Here is an 18,328-nt window from a genome sequence, read left to right as displayed (position 1 = left end):
CGCCGGCTGTACGCGAAGTACACGACGACGCCCAGCGCCATCCACACCAGGAACCGCACCCACGTCAACGCGGTCAGGTTCAGCATCAGCCACAGGCACGCCAGGATCGCCAGCACCGGCACGAGCGGCACCAGCGGCACGCGGAAGCCGCGCGGCAGGTCCGGCCGGGTCTTGCGCAGCACCAGGACGCCCGCCGAGACCAGGATGAACGCGAACAGCGTGCCCACGTTCACCATCTCCTCCAGCCTGCCCGCCGGGAAGAAGCCCGCCGCGACGGCGACCAGCACACCGATGATCACGGTGATCCGGAACGGCGTGCCGTGCTTGCCCGTGCGCGCCAGGCCGCGCGGCAGCAGGCCGTCACGCGACATCGCGAACAGCACCCGCGACTGGCCGAGCATCAGCACCATCACCACCGTGGTCAGACCGGCCAGCGCGCCCACCGAGATCACCGTGGCCGCCCAGTCGACGCCGTTGGCCGAGAACGCCGTCGCCAACGTCGCCCGCGTGCCGTCGGGCTGGGTCTTGAGCTGGTCGTACGGCAGCATCCCGGTGATCACCAGCGACACCGCCACGTACAGCACGGTCACGATCGCCAGCGACCCGAGGATGCCGCGCGGCACGGCGCGCTGCGGGTCGCGGGTCTCCTCGGCGGTCGTCGCGACCACGTCGAAGCCGATGAACGCGAAGAACACCAGCGACGCGGCGGCCAACAGCCCCAGCACGCCGTACGTGCTGCCCTCGAAGCCCGTGACCAGCGAGAACAGCGACTGCTCCAACCCGGACCCGGCGGCGCCGCCGGACTCGGCGGGCGGGATGTACGGGGTGTAGTTCTCCGCCTTGACGTACCCGATGCCGAGCACGACCACGAGCAGCACGACGGCGACCTTCACCGCCGTGATCACCGCGCTGACCCGCGACGACAGCTTCGTGCCGATCACCAGCAGCGTCGTCAGCACGGCGATGAGCAGCAACGAGCCCCAGTCGACGTCGACCCCGCCGACCGACGCGGTGGTCTTCACCGCCACGCCGAACTGCCCCAGCACCGTCTGCAGGTACAGCGACCAGCCCTTGGCCACCGCCGCCGCGCCGACCGCGAACTCCAGCACCAGGTCCCAGCCGATGATCCACGCCATGAACTCGCCGAACGTCGCGTACGAGAACGTGTACGCGCTGCCGGCCACCGGCACGGTCGAGGCGAACTCCGCGTAGCACAACGCGGCCAGCGCGCAGGCCACCGCCGCCAGCACGAACGCCAACGACACCGACGGCCCCGCGAGGTTGCCCGCGGTGGACGCGGTGAGCGTGAAGATGCCCGCGCCGATCACGACCGCGACGCCGAAGACCGTCAGGTCCCACGCGGTGAGGTCCTTGCGGAGTCTGGTGTCCGGCTCGTCGGTGTCCGCGATCGACTGCTCTACCGACTTCGTGCGCCACAGCCCGTTGCCCGGCACGGTGGTCCTCCTGTGCTCGATCGCCTGCTCCGACGCGTCCCCGCGCCCTGGTCGGTGTTGGTGCTTTCAGCCTAAAGGTGGGTACCGACAAATGGCGGCACCGGTAGTTTTCGCGCATGACAGTGCTCTGCCTGGACGTCGGCTCGACGTGGACCAAGGGCGCCCTCGTGTCGCACGCCGGCGAGTTGCTCGGCACCGCACAGCACCCGACTACCCCGCCGGAGGTGCTTCAAGGCATCGACGCCGTCACACGTGCCCTGGGCCCCGCCGAGCACACCCTCGCCTGCTCCTCGGCGGGCGGCGGGCTGCGGCTCGCGGTCGTCGGGCAGGAACGGCTGGTCAGCGCCGAGGCCGGGTACCGGGTGGCGTTGTCGGCGGGCGCGAAGGTCGTGCACGTCTCGGCCGGCCCGCTCGACGGCGCTGGCGCGCGGGCGTTGCGCGCGGCCCGGCCGGACCTGGTCCTCCTGGTCGGCGGCACGGACGGCGGCGACGAGTCGGTGCTCCTGCACAACGCGGCCAGGCTGGGCCGGGTGGCGTGCCCGATCGTGCTCGCCGGCAACGTCGAGGCCCAGCCGGCGGCGGCCGACCTGCTCGCCGCGCGGACCGTCGTGCGGACCGCGAACGTGCTGCCGGACGTGGGCGAGCTCGCGCCGGGGCCGGCCCGCGCGGCGATCCGCGAGGTGTTCCTCCGGCACGTGATCGGCGGCAAGGGCCTGTCCCGGGGCCGGAGGTTCCGCGGGCTCGTGCGCGCCGTGACCCCGGACGCCGTGCTGAGCGGCGTGTCCCGGCTGGCCATGCAGGACCACGAGGGCGCGGTGCTCGTGGTGGACGTCGGCGGGGCGACCACGGACGTCTACTCCGCGGTGTCCACTGTGGAAGGTCCGGAGCGGACGGTGGCGCTGCCGCCCGACCGCCGCACCGTCGAGGGCGACCTCGGCCTGCGCTGGTCCGCACCCGGCGTGGTGGCCGAGGCGCTCGCGGAGAAGCTGATCGACAAGGACGAAGCCCTCGTGCTGGGGCGGGAAGCCGCCGCCCGGGCCGCCGACGTGAGCTGGCTGCCCGACGACCCGACCGCGGACCACCGGCTGGCCGCGCTCGCCGCCGTGCTGGCCGTCCGCCGCCACCTCAGGCTCGTCGACGGCCAACTCGGACCGCAGGGCGCGGGCTTGCTGGTGCTCTCCGGCGGCGTCTTCCGGCACGCCGAGTCGACCGCCGACGTCGAACGCGTGCTGCGCGCCGACCCCGTCCTGCGCCCGATCCTGCGCACGGCGGCGATCGCGGTCGACCGCGACTACGTGCTGGCCCCGGCGGGCCTGCTCGCCGAGACCGGCCGCACCGCGGCGGCCGACCGGCTGCTCACGTCGGTTCGGTCAACGGCGAGCTGATCGGCGCCCGCCGCGCGGTCGGCAGCACGGGAGGCGACGGCGGGTCCGTCGTCTCCAGGCCCGCCGCGATGGCGATCGCCCGGTCCCACTCGGGGTCGGAGGTGTAGTCGGCGTGCCGGTTCACGCCCGCCGCCCACCGGCGACCGGGGAACGGACCGCGCTGCGGGTCCGGCAGCCAGTGGTCGCCGCCGAGCACCAGCGCGCCCGTCGGACCGCGCAACGCCGGCGGCAACGCGCCCGACGTGCCGTCCGGCCGGAACCCCGCGCCGAGCAGCATCCCGTCGAACACCTGCCGGTCCCACGTCATCACCGCGCCGCCCAACGCGTCCGTGCCGCGGCACAGCGCGCGCCACCGCCCGGCCAGCCCGCCCGCCAGCGTCTCCAGCGAGCTGTGCGGCACCACCGCCGGGAACGCCCTCGGGTAGGCCCACTGCAACTGCGAGCCCGCCGTGACCAAGCCCACCCGTTCCGCCTCGGCCGGCGGCAGTTCCTCCAGCAGCCGTGCCGCCGCGACCGCCGCGAGCAGGCTGCCCTGGCTGTGCCCGGCCAGCACCACCCGCGTGCCGGGGTCGGCCAGGTGCTCCCGCACCCGCGCCACCAGCTCCGGCACCACCTTCAACGCGTAGCACGGCGGCACCACGGGGTGCGCCTCGCGCGGCCAGAACGCCGCCAGGTCCGCCAGCACCCCGACCTGCCGGGCCTTGTCCGGCCGCCGTGCCGCCAGGTACACGGCCCGGAGCAGCGACAACGCCAGCACGGCCAGCACGACCACGCCGAGCGCGACGACCGGCCGCGCCCACGTGGGCGGGTCGACCTCCCGCAGCCGCAGGAACGCCGCCGGCACCGCGCCGACCGCCAGCACCGTCGACATGATCAGCACCACGTGGTGGCTGTGCCGCCGCTGCCACCGCGCCCACCACCACGCCCGCGCAGCGCGCTTCGCGTCCCGTGCGCGCCCCGAGTGCAACAAGGACGCCTCACGCGCCCACTCCTTGACCCGGCTCTCGTCGCCACCGTGGGGAATCCGCCGGAGGGAGCTCCACCGCATCATCCCGGTGGCCGCCGCCATCGCCACCCCGGCCAGGAACGCCAGCACCCCGGCCACGCCCCACAGCAGCGCGATGTAGTCGTACCCGCGCGGCAGGTCGCCGTACCCGAGCACCCGCCGCGCGGTCAGCGCCACCCCCGCGCCGAACCCGCCGCCGAGCAGCGCGGCCACCGCCACTACCGGCGCGGCCATCCACCCGCCCGCCCACGGCCGCAGCTCGCGCGGTTGCGCCGACCACGTGCGCCGGGCCAGCAACGCGGCGGGCACCAGCAGCACGGCGATCAGCACGCACACCAGCGCCACCATCGCCGCGACCATCTGCACGGCCAGGTCCGCGCCGGGCAGCCGCACCGGCAGCCGGTCCAGCAGCACCACCGCGACCGGCAACGACAGCCACGCCACGGCCTGCAGCACGCGCCGCGGCCGGCGCCCCAGCGCCGCCCGCAGCCACCGGCCGCCCCGGTGCGGCGCGCCGCCGGTCGGGTCGTCCAGCAGCATCGCGCCCAGCGCCGCCACCCCCACCAGCGCCACCCCGAGCACCCAGCACACGGTGATCGCGACGCCGTGGCCGCCGGGCGCGAGCAGGGGACCGGCCGGACCGCCCAACGCGATCACCACGGCCGTGCCCAGGCCCGCGACCACGTGCAGCACCCGCAACGCGGGCGTGTCGGGGTCGGTGGCCACGTGCGCGCCGGGCAGCCCGGACCGCACGCCCTCGGCCACCGGCACCTCCTTGCGCTCGATCCGCCAGTCCACGCTCGACATCCGGTGCAGCACCAGCACGGCCAGCGCGATCGGCGCCAGGCCCACGACCGCGCGCACCCACGGCGTCGTGCTCAGCCACGACGGGCCCCACAGGCACGTGGCGCCCGGCGCGAGGCACTGCGCGGCCACCAGGTCGAGGCTGATCACCTCCAGCTGGGCGACCAGCAGCACGGTCAGCAGCAGCGCGGCCAACCGGAGCAACGCGCGCAGCGCCACGCCCAGCAGGTGAGCGGGCACGGAACCGGTCGGCGTCGGCGGCAGCATCCAGTGCGCCACGTTCGCCAGCGAGAACGGGAACAGCAGCGCCCACGTCGCCTTGGCCCAGCCACCCGAGGTCATCGCGCCCCAGACGTAGCCCTCGACCACCCGGGTGACCGGGCGCCCGGCGGCCTGCAACACCGGGCCGGGCGCCGGTCTGCGCAGCCGGTCGGCCGGGCGGACGATGCGGCCGAGCCCGTCGCCCGCCACGTCCACCGCCGCCACCGCGTCGACCAGCGACTGCGGCGTGGTGCCCTGGACACCGTGCACCCGCAGTTCGACCACCCGCGTGTCGGGGCCGGGAATCAGCACAGATCCTCCCGCGAACATCACCTGAGCTTCGCCATACTGGTCCATGGGGGCGCAGATGCCGCCGACCGCCGTGGCCCGGCGTGGCGGGCGGTAGGGTCGGCTCGTCCTACCCGAAGATGGAGGAACCCGCGATGACCGCCGAGAGGCTCCAGACCCGCAACGGCATCGACTTCGCCGTGGCGGACCTCTCCCTGGCCGAGTTCGGCCGCAAAGAGATCCGGCTGGCCGAGCACGAGATGCCCGGCCTGATGGCGTTGCGCCGCGAGTACTCGGAGGTCTACCCGCTCAAGGGCGCGCGGATCTCCGGCTCACTGCACATGACCGTGCAGACCGCCGTCCTGATCGAGACCCTGGTCGCCCTGGGCGCCGAGGTGCGCTGGGCGTCGTGCAACATCTTCTCCACGCAGGACCACGCCGCCGCCGCGGTCGTGGTCGGCCCCCACGGCACCGAGGAGGAGCCCAAGGGCATCCCGTGCTTCGCCTGGAAGGGCGAGACGCTGGAGGAGTACTGGTGGACCGCCGAGTCCATGCTGACCTGGCCGGACGGCGGCGGCCCGAACATGATCCTGGACGACGGCGGCGACGCCACGATGCTCGTCCACAAGGGCCTGCAGTACGAGAAGGCCGGCGTCGTGCCGCAGCCCGAGGCGGACGACCCGGAGGAGTGGAAGATCTTCCTGGGCACGCTGCGCGCCTCGTTGGCGGCCGACAGCGGCAAGTGGACCAAGATCGCCGAGGGCATCCGCGGCGTCACCGAGGAGACCACCACCGGCGTCATGCGGCTGTACCAGCTGGCCGCCGCCGGTGAGCTGCTGTTCCCGGCGATCAACGTCAACGACGCGGTGACCAAGTCGAAGTTCGACAACCGGTACGGCATCCGGCACTCGCTGATCGACGGCATCAACCGCGGCACCGACGTCCTCATGGGCGGCAAGGTGGCCGTGGTCTGCGGTTACGGTGACGTCGGCAAGGGCGCGGCGGACTCGCTGCGCGGCCAGGGCGCCCGCATCATCGTGACCGAGATCGACCCGATCTGCGCGTTGCAGGCGGCGATGGACGGCTACGAGGTCGCGACGCTGGAGGACGTGATCGGCCGCGCCGACATCGTCATCACCACGACCGGCAACAAGGACGTCGTGCGCATCGAGCACATGGCGGCCATGAAGCACCAGGCGATCGTGGGCAACATCGGCCACTTCGACAACGAGATCGACATGGCCGGCCTCGCCCGCTTCCCCGGCATCCGGCGGATCAACATCAAGCCGCAGGTCGACGAGTGGGTGTTCCCGGACGGCCACTCGATCCTGGTGCTGTCGGAGGGCCGCCTGCTCAACCTGGGCAACGCCACCGGCCACCCCAGCTTCGTGATGTCGAACTCGTTCTCCAACCAGGTGATCGCGCAGGTCGAGCTGTTCACCAAGCACCAGGAGTACGACAAGGAGGTGTACCGCCTGCCGAAGGTGCTGGACGAGAAGGTCGCCCGCATCCACCTCGAGGCGCTCGGTGGCAAGCTCACCAAGCTGACCAAGGACCAGGCGGAGTACATCGACGTCGACGTCGAGGGCCCCTACAAGCCCGAGCACTACCGGTATTGAGCCGGCGGATCGTGGGAACGGCCGGGGCGAGCGTCGCCCCGGCCGTTCTCAGGTCCACTCGACGCTGATCCCGGCCACGCCGGGGCCCACGTCCTCGAAGTACGCGCTGGCGAAGCCGCCCAGCCCGCACACCAGCTCCTCCAGGTCCACCGGCACGGCGTCGGCGTCGACCCGGAACTGCTTGGTGCACCGCGCCGGCAGGGCGCGCCGGTTGAACGCCAGTTGCAGCAGGTACCCGCGGCACGGTTCGCGGAACGCCCGCCGGTGGCCGGGTGTCGGCCCGCCCGTGTCGTCCACCACCGTGAAGCTGAACACGTGCTCCTCGCCCTCGGCGAGCCTGCGGTCGAACAGCAGTTCGAACGCCAGCCCGCGCGTGGCCAGCTGCCGGCGCAGCCGACCGAGCCGGCACCCCTCGCCGGGCCGCACGAGCGCGTTGTCGATCAGGCACCCCTCGTCGCCCTGGTGCACGGCCAGGTACCGGTCGGGCCCGGCCTTCGCCGCGCGCACCACCAGCCGGGTGCTGATCGACCGCTGCTCCCGCTCCGGCCCGATCAGCACGGTGTCGTGCACGGACAGCACCTCGATGTCGGTGTTCGCCCCGACGTCGCTGACCGCCTCGAACTCCGACAGCACCGGCACCGGCGACACCCAGCCGCTGGGACGGGTCAGCCGGGGCTGCGGCCGGTTGCCGACGAGCGCCACCAAGGACTCCGGCGGCAGCTTCAGGACGGTCTCCAGCGCGCGCACGGTGGCGATGGCGCGTGGCACCTCGGGGTGGCGCAGCCCGCGCTGCCAGTAGCTGAGCGTCGACTGTCCGACCTGGACGCCGAGCTGCTCCAGGTGCGCCCGCAGGCGGGCCAGGGACAGGCCGCGGTGCGCGATGGCGTCGTGCAGCGCGCGGTGGAACGGGCCGTACCGCAGGGTTTCGGCGAGGCCGCCGGGCAGGCTCCCGGGCGGGTGGGCGGTCTGCTGCTCAACCGGTCTGGCGTGCCCGGAATCCGCGGTCACCGCGGCACCACCCTTTCGCGCAACCGGAAATGGGCTTCACCGTAGTCACTCAATCTGGTGACGCAAAGGATCTCCGATCACCCGACTGGGCGATGTCATGCGGCCGATCGTGAGCGGACTGTGCCCCTTAGGGTGTTCTCGTGGGCAAACTCGTCGTGATCGAGGGCTTGGACGGCGCCGGCAAGCGCACCCTGGCCAAGGCGTTGACCGACGCGCTGGACGCGCGTGGCGCGAAGGTCGCCACGGGCGCCTTCCCGCGTTACGACGAGGACGTGCACGCCGATCTGGTGCGCGACGCGTTGCACGGCAGGCTGGGCGACCTCACGGATTCGGTGTACGGCATGTCGGTCCTCTACGCGCTGGACCGGCGCGGGGCGGCCGACCGGATCCGGGCCGACCTCGACCAGTACGACGTCGTGCTGCTCGACCGGTACGTGGCGTCCAACGCGGCCTACGGCGCGGCCCGGCTGCACCAGGGCGCGGACGGCGAGTTCGTCGAGTGGCTTCGGTCGCTGGAGGTGGATCGCTTCGGGTTGCCGATCCCGGATCTGCACCTGCTCTTGCGCGTGCCGGCGGGCGTCGCGGCGGACCGCGCGGCCAACCGCGAGGTGGAAGAGGCCAGGGGGCGGGACCTGTACGAATCGGACGGTGGGCTGCAAGCGCGCTGCGCCGCCGTGTACGACGGGTTGGCCGCGGCCGCGTGGCTGTCACCGTGGGAAGTGCTGGACGGCACCGTTGACCTGCGCGTCGAGGAGATCCTCGATCGGTGGTTCACCCATTAGTGTTACAAAGTAACAAAACGTCACCACTCCGCCGATGAGTCGCAGAGGATTCGCGTTTCGGCGGGACGAGGTGGGCACGTGGATCGGCGGCAGAGACTGGCTACGGAGTGGACGCGCACGACGACCAGCAGCGATGACCGCTGGGCGGTGCGTGGACTCCCGGCCACTAGTGGGACGATGTTGAGTATGAAGGCACGCGTGCTCGTCGTGGACGACGACCCCGCTCTGGCGGAGATGCTGACCATCGTGCTGCGGGGCGAGGGCTTCGACACCGCTGTGGTGGCCGACGGCGCCCGCGCGCTGCCCGCGCTGCGCGAGCTGAAGCCCGACCTGGTCCTGCTGGACCTGATGCTGCCCGGCATGAACGGCATCGACGTCTGCAAGGCGATCAGGTCCGAGTCGGGCGTACCGATCGTGATGCTGACCGCGAAGAGTGACACGGTGGACGTGGTGCTCGGCCTGGAGTCGGGCGCGGACGACTACGTGGTCAAGCCGTTCAAGCCGAAGGAGCTGGTGGCGCGCATCCGCGCCCGCCTGCGCCGCACCGAGGCGGAGCCCGCCGAGGTGCTCCAGATCGGCGACCTGACCATCGACGTGCCCGGCCACGAGGTGCTGCGCGAGGGCAAGCCGATCCAGCTCACGCCGCTGGAGTTCGACCTGCTCGTGGCGCTGGCCCGCAAGCCGCGCCAGGTGTTCACCCGCGAGGTGCTGCTGGAGCAGGTGTGGGGCTACCGGCACGCCGCGGACACCCGGCTGGTGAACGTCCACGTGCAGCGGCTGCGCTCCAAGGTCGAGCGCGACCCGGAGCACCCCGAGGTGGTGCTGACCGTGCGCGGTGTCGGGTACAAGGCCGGACCTCCGTGATCGGAAAGCGCTGGAGATGACCGAGCGTTGGTTCGACCCCGTGGTGCGCGAGGTGCGCCGCGGGGTCGAACGCGCTCGCAGGCACGCGATCACGTTCGGCGAGCTGTGGCGGCGCTCGTTGCAGCTGCGGGTCGTGGTGAGCACGCTCGCGCTGTCGTCGGCCGTGGTGTTCGTGCTGGGCATGGTGCTCCAGGTGCAGATCACCGGCCAGCTGCTGGAGACCAAGATCGAGGCGGCGGTCCGGCAGGCCGAGGCGAGCGCGGCGGCGATCCAGCCCGACCTGGCGGGCCTCAACCCCGGCCCCGACAGCGTGAAGACCCGGTTCACCACCGCCCTGAACAAGATCAACACTTCCGGGGTCGACCTCGACCCGACCAGTTCCGGCGCGGGCGCGTTCGAGCCGGTGCTCCGCGACCCCGTCGGCACCGGCTCCGACGGCCTGCCGGTCGCCGTCGGCCAGTACGAGGACGTGCCGGACGGGCTGTTCAAGATGCTCGAACGGGGCAGCGCCGGCTACCAGATCACCACCGTGGAGCGGGAGACCGGACCCACCACGCTGCTGGTCGTCGGCAAACCGGTGAACAGCTCCGCCCGCGCCATGCACCTGTACCTGCTGTTCCCGCTGACCAGCGAACAGGCCACCGCGGACGTCGTGCAGAGCACGCTCGTGGTCGGCGGCGTGGTGCTGCTCCTGCTGCTCGCGCTCATCGCGAACCTGGTCACGCGGCAGGTGGTCCGACCCGTGCGGCAGGCCGCCGAGATCGCCGAGCGGTTCGCCGACGGCAGCCTCGACCAGCGGATGCCCGTGGTCGGCGAGGACGACGTGGCGCGGCTGGCCGAGTCGTACAACGAGATGGCCGCCAGCATCCAGCGCCAGATCCACCAGCTGGAGGAGTTCGGCCAGCTGCAACGCCGGTTCACCTCCGACGTCTCCCACGAGCTGCGCACGCCGTTGACCACCGTGCGGATGGCCGCGGACGTGCTGCACGCCTCGCGCGAGCAGTTCCCCGGCGGCCTGGCCCGGTCGACCGAGCTGCTGGTCGACGAGCTGGACCGGTTCGAGTCGCTGCTCGGCGACCTGCTGGAGATCAGCAGGCTCGACGCGGGCGTCGAGGAGCTGGCCGCCGAGCTGGTCGACATCCGGGTGCTGGCCAGGCGCGCCCACGACGCCGTGCGCGCCATCGCCAACAGCAGCGGCACCACGATCGTGATGGACCTGCCCGACCACGAGGTCACCGCCGAGCTGGACTCCCGCCGGGTCGAGCGGATCCTGCGCAACCTGCTGGCCAACGCCATCGACCACGGCGAGGGCCTGCCGGTCGAGCTGACGCTGCGCGGTGACGGCGAGGCGGTCGCGGTCACTGTCCGGGACCACGGCGTCGGCCTGCGCCCCGGCGAGGCCGACCTGGTGTTCAACCGGTTCTGGCGCGCCGACCCGTCCCGCAACCGCCGCACCGGCGGCACCGGCCTCGGCCTGTCGATCAGCCTGGAGGACGCGCGGCTGCACGGCGGTCGGCTGGAGGCGTGGGGCGAACGCGGCCACGGCGCGGTGTTCCGGCTCACCATCCCGTGCCGGCTGGGCCACGAGCTGACGTCCAGCCCGCTGCCGCTCGAACCGCCCGACCTGCCGCCCGTGGTCGAGCCGGAGCCGGGCGAGCCCGAGCCGGTGGAGGAGGTCGAGCTGACCGAGGAGGAGATCACGTGGCAGCCCGCGCAACCGGTCACCGGCGAACGCGAGGAGGTCCGGTGAGGATCCTCGCGGTGCTCCTGGCCGTGCTCGTGGCCGCCGGCTGCGCCGCGATCCCCACCGAGACGTCCCCGATCGCGGTGAACCCGTCGGCGGGCAACGCCACCCAGGCCGCCGCGCCCGAGCCGGTCGAGGACATCGACCCGTTGACGCTGGTCCGCGAGTTCGTCAACGCCTCGGCCAACCCCGAGGGCGACTACGCGGCGGCCAAGGCGTACCTGACCGAGGACGCGAAGAAGGCGTGGAACACCAAGGGCACGCCGACGATCATCGACACCACGTTCAACACCGTGCCGACGCCGGGCGTGACGGCGGACGACAAGAACCGCACCGTGCTGCTGCAAGGGCGCAACGTCGGCCGGTTGCAGCTGGAGGACAACTCGTTCATCCAGCTCATCGGCCCCCTCGACACCCCGATCGGCATCGAGCGCGACGCCGAGGACCAGTGGCGCATCTCCGCGCCCCCCGACGGCGTCTACGTGCCGCTGGGCGGGTTCCAGCAGAACTACCGCCGGGTCACGCTGTTCTTCTACAGCCCGGACTTCAGCGTGCTCGTGCCCGACCCGCGCTGGGTGGTCATCGCGCCGTCCACGTCGATCCCGAGCCGGGTGACGAGCCTGCTGCTCAAGGGGCCCGCGGTGGGTATGAGGGGCGCGCTGGTCTCGGCCATCCCGAACGGCGCCGCGCAGCGCAAGAACACCTCCGAGGCAGACGACGGCGCGCTGGAGGTCGACCTGACCAAGGTCGGCGACATCACGGTGCAGACCGGCAAGCAGATCATCGCCCAGGTGGTGAGGTCGCTCGCGGGCGTGTCCAGCAGCCGGATCCGGGTCCTGGTCGAGGGCCAGCCGATCAGCTCCGAGCAGCTCGAGTGGCGGCCCGCCGACGTGCAGACCGGTGAGGAGCTGGCCACGCCGAACGCGGGCCTCAACGGGATGCTGGTCGGCAACGGGCGGGTCAAGCAGATCAACGGCGACGCGGTGCCCGGACCCGCCGGCTCCGGCGACTACCAGGTGCTGAGCGCGGCGCAGTCGCTGGACGGCAGCCGGCTGGCCGTGGTGAACCGGGTGGCGGGCGACGCCGTGCGGCTGCGGGTCGGGCCGGTGCAGGAGCCGTTGGCCGAGGTCGACCTGCGCGCGTCGACCATGACCAGACCGACGTGGCTGCTCAGCGGGCGCCAGGGCGAGCCGGGCATCGAGGTGTGGACGGTCGCCGACGGCGCGAACGTGGTGCGCGTGATCAAGACCGACAGCGGGTGGACGGCGAACGCGGTCAACGCCTCCGAGCTGGCCGAGCTGGGGCGCATCACCGACCTGCGGCTCTCGCGCGACGGCACGCGGGTGGCGGCCGTGGTGGACGGCAAGCTCGTGGTGGCGGCGGTGGTGCGCGGTCAGGACGCGGCGGTGTCGCTGCGGTCGCCGCGCCACCTGCAGCCGTCCCAGCTGGGCGCCAGCGCGTTGGGGCTGGACTGGCTGGCGCAGGACGTGCTGGTGGTGAGCACGTCGCTGGTCGCCTGGCCGATCGCGAAGGTGAACATCGACGGGGTGCGGGTGGAGCGGTACAACACGTCGAACCTGACCGTGCCGGTGGCGTCCGTCACCGCAGCCCCCGGTCGCAACGTGCTGGCGGTGGACCAGAGCGGGCTGTGGAGCGCGAACGACGTGGGTGACGTGTGGCGTGCGTCGACGACGAAGGTGGAGCCGGGCACCCAGGCCTTCTACCCGGGCTGAGCGGTGTTCGACGGCCGCAGCTCCGCGGGCGGCCCCTCGGCCGCCTGACGCGAGCGTCACGGTGGGCGTGGATCCATCTTCACCCGATCGAGAACGTCGCGCACCTCGGCGGAGGGGCCTGGATTGTCGGTGGTCGCCGGCACCGTGGCGACCGTGCTGATCAACCTGCTGTTCCCGCCCCGCTGTCCCGGCTGCGGTCTGTGGGGCGTGCGGCTCTGCGCCCGCTGCCTGGCCCTCTTCGGGATGCCGAAGCGCGTACCCGGCGCCGGCCCGCCGGTGTTCGCCCTCGCCGCGTACGCGGGCGCGGCGCGTGAGCTGGTGCTCGCGTTCAAGGAGCGCGGGCGCCGTGAGCTGGCGGCCGTGTTCGGCGCCCTGGTGGCCGCCGCCGTGCCCGGGCTGCCCGGTGTCGGGCCCGCGCCGTGGCTCGTCCCGGCGCCGTCGCGCGCGTCGGCCGCCCGTGCCCGCGGCGGTTCCCACGTGCTGAGAATGGCACGTGCGTCCGGCTTTTCCACGGCGCCCGCGCTCGCGTTCACGAGAGGCGTCCGCGATTCCGTGCGGCTCGACGCGGCCTCGCGAGAGGCGAATCTCGCGGGACGCGTCCGGCTCGTCCTGGATCGCCTGCCACCACCGGGCACATCGGTCGTCCTGCTGGATGACGTCGTGACGACCGGATCGACGGCGCGCGCGTGCGTTTCGGTGTTGAAAGCGGCCGGATTGCGGGTACCCGCTGTCCTCACGCTGACCACCGCACGCGGAACCCACCCACACGGGTGAATCCAGCCGGGAACCTCCCGGGACGCTCGGCCGTTGGCCGGTTATGACGCCCGCGCAGAGGCCGTTCGACGTAACCACTCTGCCGACGGGTGCCTGTGCCGGTCTCGGCCGTTCGGGTGAGCGGTCGTCGGTGTGGCGTCGGAGCGCGCCCGCGTGGCGCGCTGCCGACAGCGGTTTTTCGTCGCTCTGCGTCACGACAAGAAAATCTTGGAGTTCCCCCGCCCCAGGGGCTGTCGCAGCGGCGAATACCGGGCTAACGTGCACCGCTATCAGCGTTCCCGGCACGCGGGGAGGAGGCGAACAGCCCATGACCCTGGCGCCGGTGGGGCGCTGAGGGGCCACCCTCAGCGACATAGTCCGCGAACATGATCGCGAATCCGGCGCCCAAGCGATCCAAAGCCATTGCTCGCAGCAAAGCGAGGGAGGTCGTGTATGGACATCGTCGTTAAGGGCCGCAACGTCGAGGTGCCCGATCACTACAGGGTTCACGTCGCCGAAAAGCTGGCCAGGCTTGAGCGTTACGACCGCAAGGTCATCCGCTTCGACGTGGAGCTTTTCCACGAGCCGAACCGCAGGCAGTCGAAGAACTGCCAGCGCGTCGAGATCACCGGCAAGGGACGCGGTCCGGTGGTTCGTTCCGAAGCATGTGCGGGCGACTTCTACGCCGCCCTGGACTCCGCGGTGAGCAAGCTCGAGAACCGGTTGCGGCGCTCGCATGACCGCAGGCGCGTGCACCACGGGCGACGTGCCCCGGCATCGGTCGCCGAGGCGACCAGCGGACTCGGGGAGTCCCTGCCGCTGCGCACCGACAGCGACGGCGGTCAGGCACAGGGCATGTGGCTCGGCCACACCGCCGTGCTGGAAGCAGCCGAACCGGAACCCGCGCGCGAGGGCATGGCGGAAGTGCCCGCGCAGCGCTGGGAAGACGGTGTCGAGGACAACCTGCCCGGCCAGATCGTGCGCGAGAAAGAGCACACGGCCAAGCCGATGACCGTCGACCAGGCCCTCTACGAGATGGAACTGGTCGGCCACGACTTCTACCTGTTCTCCGACGCCGACAGCGGCCGTCCGAGCGTCGTCTACCGCCGGAAGGGGTTCGACTACGGCGTGATCAGGTTGGCCTGAGCGCCACCTGACCACGGTCCCCTCACTCGACTTCGCGCGGCCCCCGGCGTCTTCTGCGCGCCGGGGGCCGTCGTGCGCGCCGCATTTCGGTGATCGAAACGGTGATCGTCGGAAAATGTGTCACGGACGACAGGTGTGAGTTCGCGAACCTGTCACCTCGGAGCAAGCGGGCGTCCGTCGAAGTCCGGCCGGCCCGGTGGCGTGGGATTTGTCTCTAAAACCGGTCGATGGCCTGCTTTCGGCGCGTGAGCCCGGGGGAGACCGACCGCTTTGCGTCCGTCCGGGTGGTGGCCGAGCGGTCCTCGTCACGGAACGCGATCCAGGACGGCCCCGAGTCGGTCGGTCGGGCGCCCGCGGAGCGCCTCGCGAGGTCCTCCGAGAGGGGTTCCTACCTGTGTCTGTGCACACACCTTCACGACTTGCCTACGATGGTCGGTGGTGAAGGCTCGCCATGGCCGTGGTGAGCCCCGGTGGAAGGCGCCCGTCCCCCCGGGCGCGTCGCGATGAGGTAATGAGGTCGACCCGGATGGTGCTGTCCCGACTGCTCCGCGCTGGCGAGGGCAAGATGCTCAAGCGCCTGCGCAACATCGCAGCGCACATCAACAACCTCGAAGACGACGTCGTCGACCTCTCCGATGCGGAGCTGCGCGCGAAGACCGAGGAGTTCCGCAAGCGCTACGCCGACGGCTGGACCCTGGACGACCTGCTGCCGGAGGCCTTCGCGGTCGTCCGCGAGGGCGCCAAGCGCACCCTGGGCCAGCGTCACTTCGACGTCCAGCTCATGGGCGGCGCGGCGCTGCACCTCGGTCAGATCGCCGAGATGCGCACCGGTGAGGGCAAGACGCTGACGTCCGTGCTGCCCGCGTACCTCAACGCGATCGCGGGCGAGGGCGTGCACGTCGTCACGACCAACGACTACCTGGCCAAGCGCGACGCGGAGTGGATGGGCCGCATCCACCGCTTCCTCGGCCTGACCGTCGGCGCGATCCTGTCGGAGATGACGCCCGAGCAGCGCCGGGTCGCCTACAACGCCGACATCACCTACGGCACGAACAACGAGTTCGGCTTCGACTACCTGCGCGACAACATGGCCTGGAGCCGTGACGAGATGGTCCAGCGCGGCCACTTCTTCGCGCTGGTCGACGAGGTCGACTCGATCCTGATCGACGAGGCCCGCACGCCGCTGATCATCTCCGGCCCGGCCGACCAGTCCTCGCGCTGGTACGTCGAGTTCGCGCGGCTGGCCACCAAGATGCGCCGCGACACCCACTACGAGGTGGACGAGCGCAAGCGCACGATCGGCGTCACCGAGGCGGGCGTGCAGTACGTCGAGGACCAGCTGGGCATCGACAACCTGTACGACTCGACCAACACCCCGCTGGTCGGCTACTTCCAGAACGCGATCAAGGCCAAGGAGCTCTTCGCCAAGGACAAGGACTACATCGTCCGCAACGGCGAGGTCATGATCGTCGACGAGTTCACCGGCCGCGTGCTGTCCGGTCGCCGTTACAACGAGGGCATGCACCAGGCGATCGAGGCCAAGGAAGGCGTCGAGATCAAGGCGGAGAACCAGACGCTCGCCACGATCACCCTCCAGAACTACTTCCGCCTTTACGAGAAGCTGGGCGGCATGACCGGTACCGCCGAGACCGAGGCGGCCGAGTTCCACCAGACCTACAAGCTCGGCGTCGTGCCCATCCCGACCAACCGCCCGATGCAGCGCTCCGACCAGGCCGACCTCGTCTACAAGACCGAGGAGGCCAAGTTCGACGCGGTCGCCGACGACATCGCCGAGCGGCACGAGAAGGGCCAGCCGGTGCTGGTCGGCACGACGAGCGTCGAGCGCTCGGAGTACCTGTCGAAGCTGCTGGTCAGGCGGGGCATCCCGCACGAGGTGCTCAACGCGAAGCACCACGACCGCGAGGCGCTGATCATCGCGAAGGCGGGCCGCAAGGGCGCCGTCACGGTGGCCACCAACATGGCCGGTCGAGGCACCGACATCGTGCTGGGCGGCAACCCGGACATCATCGCCGACCACGAGCTGCGCGAGCGCGGCCTCGACCCGGTGGAGAACCCGGAGGAGTACGAGGCCGCCTGGGCGAAGCTGATCGAGGAGGTCACCGCCGAGGTCAAGGCCGAGTCCGAGGAGGTCCGCGCGGCCGGCGGCCTGTACGTGCTCGGCACCGAGCGGCACGAGTCGCGGCGCATCGACAACCAGCTGCGCGGTCGTTCCGGCCGTCAGGGCGACCCCGGCGAGTCGCGGTTCTACCTGTCGTTGAAGGACGAGCTGATGCGCCGCTTCAACGCGGCGATGGTCGAGACGGTCATGACCCGGCTGAAGGTGCCGGACGACGTGCCGATCGAGCACAAGATGGTCACCCGGGCCATCCGCAGCGCGCAGACGCAGGTCGAGCAGCAGAACTTCGAGATCCGCAAGAACGTCCTCAAGTACGACGAGGTCATGAACGAGCAGCGCAAGGTGATCTACGCCGAGCGCCGCCGCGTGCTCGACGGCGAGGACCTGCGCGAACAGGTCGAGCACATGATCACCAGCGTGGTCGGCGCGTACGTCGACGGCGCGACGGCCGACGGCTACGCCGAGGACTGGGACCTCGACCAGCTGTGGACGGCGCTCAAGACGCTGTACCCGATCACGCTCGACGCCAAGAAGGTGCTCGAGGGCGACGAGGACGTCACCCGCGAGTCGTTGAAGGCGAAGCTCCAGGCCGACGCCCTGGCGGCGTACGAGGCGCGTGAGGCGGACATCGACGGCCGGGTCGGGCCGGGCGCCATGCGTGAGCTGGAGCGCCGCGTCCTGCTCTCCGTCCTGGACCGCAAGTGGCGCGAGCACCTGTACGAGATGGACTACCTGAAGGAGGGCATCGGCCTGCGGGCGATGGCCCAGCGCGACCCGCTGATCGAGTACCAGCGGGAGGGCTTCGACATGTTCAACGGCATGCTCGAGGCGCTGAAGGAGGAGACCGTCGGCTTCCTCTTCAACCTCCAGGTCGAGGCTGCCGAGCCGGAGCCGGCCGCCGAGCCGCCGGTCCAGGTCTCCATCGCCAACGGCGGCCCGCTGGCCGGCAGCCGGGCCAGGGCCCGCGCCGCCGCCGCTGCCGCCGCCCAGCAGCAGGCGGACGCCAACCAGGCCCCCGCGGGCCCGGCCCTGGCACAACTCCAGAGCGGCAGCGCCATCCCGCCCGCGCTGCGCGGCAAGGGCCTGGACGGCCGGGCCCAGCAGGGCCTGACCTACACGGGCCCGTCCGAGAGCGGCGACGCCGAAACGACCGGCAACCCCGCCCAGTCCGGCCCCCAGCCGGGCGGCACCCGCAAAGAACGCCGCGCCGCCGCCCGCGCCCAGGCCAAGGGCCAACGCAAGACCCCTCGCGACTAACCAACCCTGAACCACCGAAAGCGGGCCCCGACCACCACCGGCGGCCCGCTTTCGTCATTCCCGGACCACCCACCCCCACCCCCACCC

The 18,328-nt window shown here is 71.8% G+C and carries 11 protein-coding genes and 1 pseudogene; 9 read left to right on the top strand and 3 right to left on the bottom strand.

The window, feature by feature from the left end:
* The coding region (locus AB0I91_RS43375) for an amino acid permease (protein WP_499642066.1) at nt 1-1,454 on the bottom strand (1,454 nt) is incomplete at its 3' end.
* 116 nt (nt 1,455-1,570) lie between these two features.
* On the opposite strand from AB0I91_RS43375, the gene AB0I91_RS43370 reads away from it, so the two are divergent.
* Nucleotides 1,571-2,839: a glutamate mutase L gene (locus tag AB0I91_RS43370; RefSeq protein ID WP_499642064.1), complete on the top strand. Its 1,269-nt coding sequence runs from the start codon at nt 1,571-1,573 to the stop codon at nt 2,837-2,839.
* On the opposite strand, the gene AB0I91_RS43365 is transcribed toward AB0I91_RS43370, so the two are convergent.
* The gene (locus tag AB0I91_RS43365; protein WP_499642062.1) at nt 2,811-5,222 is read right to left on the bottom strand and encodes a hypothetical protein; all 2,412 of its coding nucleotides are present in this window, start codon (nt 5,220-5,222) and stop codon (nt 2,811-2,813) included. The two genes, AB0I91_RS43370 and AB0I91_RS43365, sit on opposite strands and share 29 nt — an antisense overlap.
* 131 nt (nt 5,223-5,353) lie before the next feature.
* Here AB0I91_RS43365 and ahcY point away from each other — a divergent pair, with 131 nt between their 5' ends.
* Complete coding sequence (gene ahcY / locus AB0I91_RS43360; protein WP_498786762.1) at nt 5,354-6,817, top strand: adenosylhomocysteinase; 1,464 nt, start codon at nt 5,354-5,356, stop codon at nt 6,815-6,817.
* 48 nt (nt 6,818-6,865) lie between these two features.
* On the opposite strand, the gene AB0I91_RS43355 is transcribed toward ahcY, so the two are convergent.
* Nucleotides 6,866-7,825 carry a hypothetical protein gene (locus AB0I91_RS43355; RefSeq protein ID WP_499618742.1) on the bottom strand — a complete coding sequence of 320 codons (960 nt, stop codon included), beginning with the start codon at nt 7,823-7,825 and terminating at the stop codon, nt 6,866-6,868.
* A gap of 140 nt (nt 7,826-7,965) precedes the next feature.
* Here AB0I91_RS43355 and AB0I91_RS43350 point away from each other — a divergent pair, with 140 nt between their 5' ends.
* The 7 genes and pseudogenes from AB0I91_RS43350 to secA all read left to right on the top strand — a co-directional run.
* Entirely contained in the window at nt 7,966-8,607 is a 642-nt protein-coding gene (locus tag AB0I91_RS43350; RefSeq protein WP_498786764.1) for a dTMP kinase, read from the top strand.
* A 186-nt stretch (nt 8,608-8,793) separates the two neighbouring features.
* A complete protein-coding gene (gene mtrA, locus AB0I91_RS43345) occupies nt 8,794-9,471 on the top strand; it encodes an MtrAB system response regulator MtrA (protein WP_015104936.1) in 678 nt (225 codons plus the stop codon).
* A 16-nt stretch (nt 9,472-9,487) separates the two neighbouring features.
* Nucleotides 9,488-11,221 (top strand): MtrAB system histidine kinase MtrB, encoded by a 1,734-nt coding sequence (gene mtrB / locus AB0I91_RS43340; protein WP_499642060.1) that lies wholly within the window; start codon nt 9,488-9,490, stop codon nt 11,219-11,221.
* Nucleotides 11,218-12,948 carry an LpqB family beta-propeller domain-containing protein gene (locus AB0I91_RS43335; protein ID WP_498786766.1) on the top strand — a complete coding sequence of 577 codons (1,731 nt, stop codon included), beginning with the start codon at nt 11,218-11,220 and terminating at the stop codon, nt 12,946-12,948. The genes mtrB and AB0I91_RS43335 overlap by 4 nt, the downstream gene beginning before the upstream one ends.
* A gap of 153 nt (nt 12,949-13,101) precedes the next feature.
* A complete protein-coding gene (locus AB0I91_RS43330) occupies nt 13,102-13,722 on the top strand; it encodes a ComF family protein (RefSeq protein ID WP_499618747.1) in 621 nt (206 codons plus the stop codon).
* Between the two features lie 432 nt (nt 13,723-14,154).
* Nucleotides 14,155-14,847 carry a ribosome hibernation-promoting factor, HPF/YfiA family gene (gene hpf, locus AB0I91_RS43325; RefSeq protein WP_498786768.1) on the top strand — a complete coding sequence of 231 codons (693 nt, stop codon included), beginning with the start codon at nt 14,155-14,157 and terminating at the stop codon, nt 14,845-14,847.
* 526 nt (nt 14,848-15,373) lie between these two features.
* Nucleotides 15,374-17,870: pseudogene (gene secA / locus AB0I91_RS43320) on the top strand (preprotein translocase subunit SecA); the annotation flags it as partial.
* Nucleotides 17,871-18,328: the final 458 nt, after the last annotated feature.

This window comes from Actinosynnema sp. NPDC049800, from assembly GCF_040656635.1.
Lineage (GTDB): Bacteria > Actinomycetota > Actinomycetes > Mycobacteriales > Pseudonocardiaceae > Actinosynnema.
Note: the sequence above shows the minus strand (reverse complement) of the source record. Positions and strands in the feature narration are given on the sequence as shown.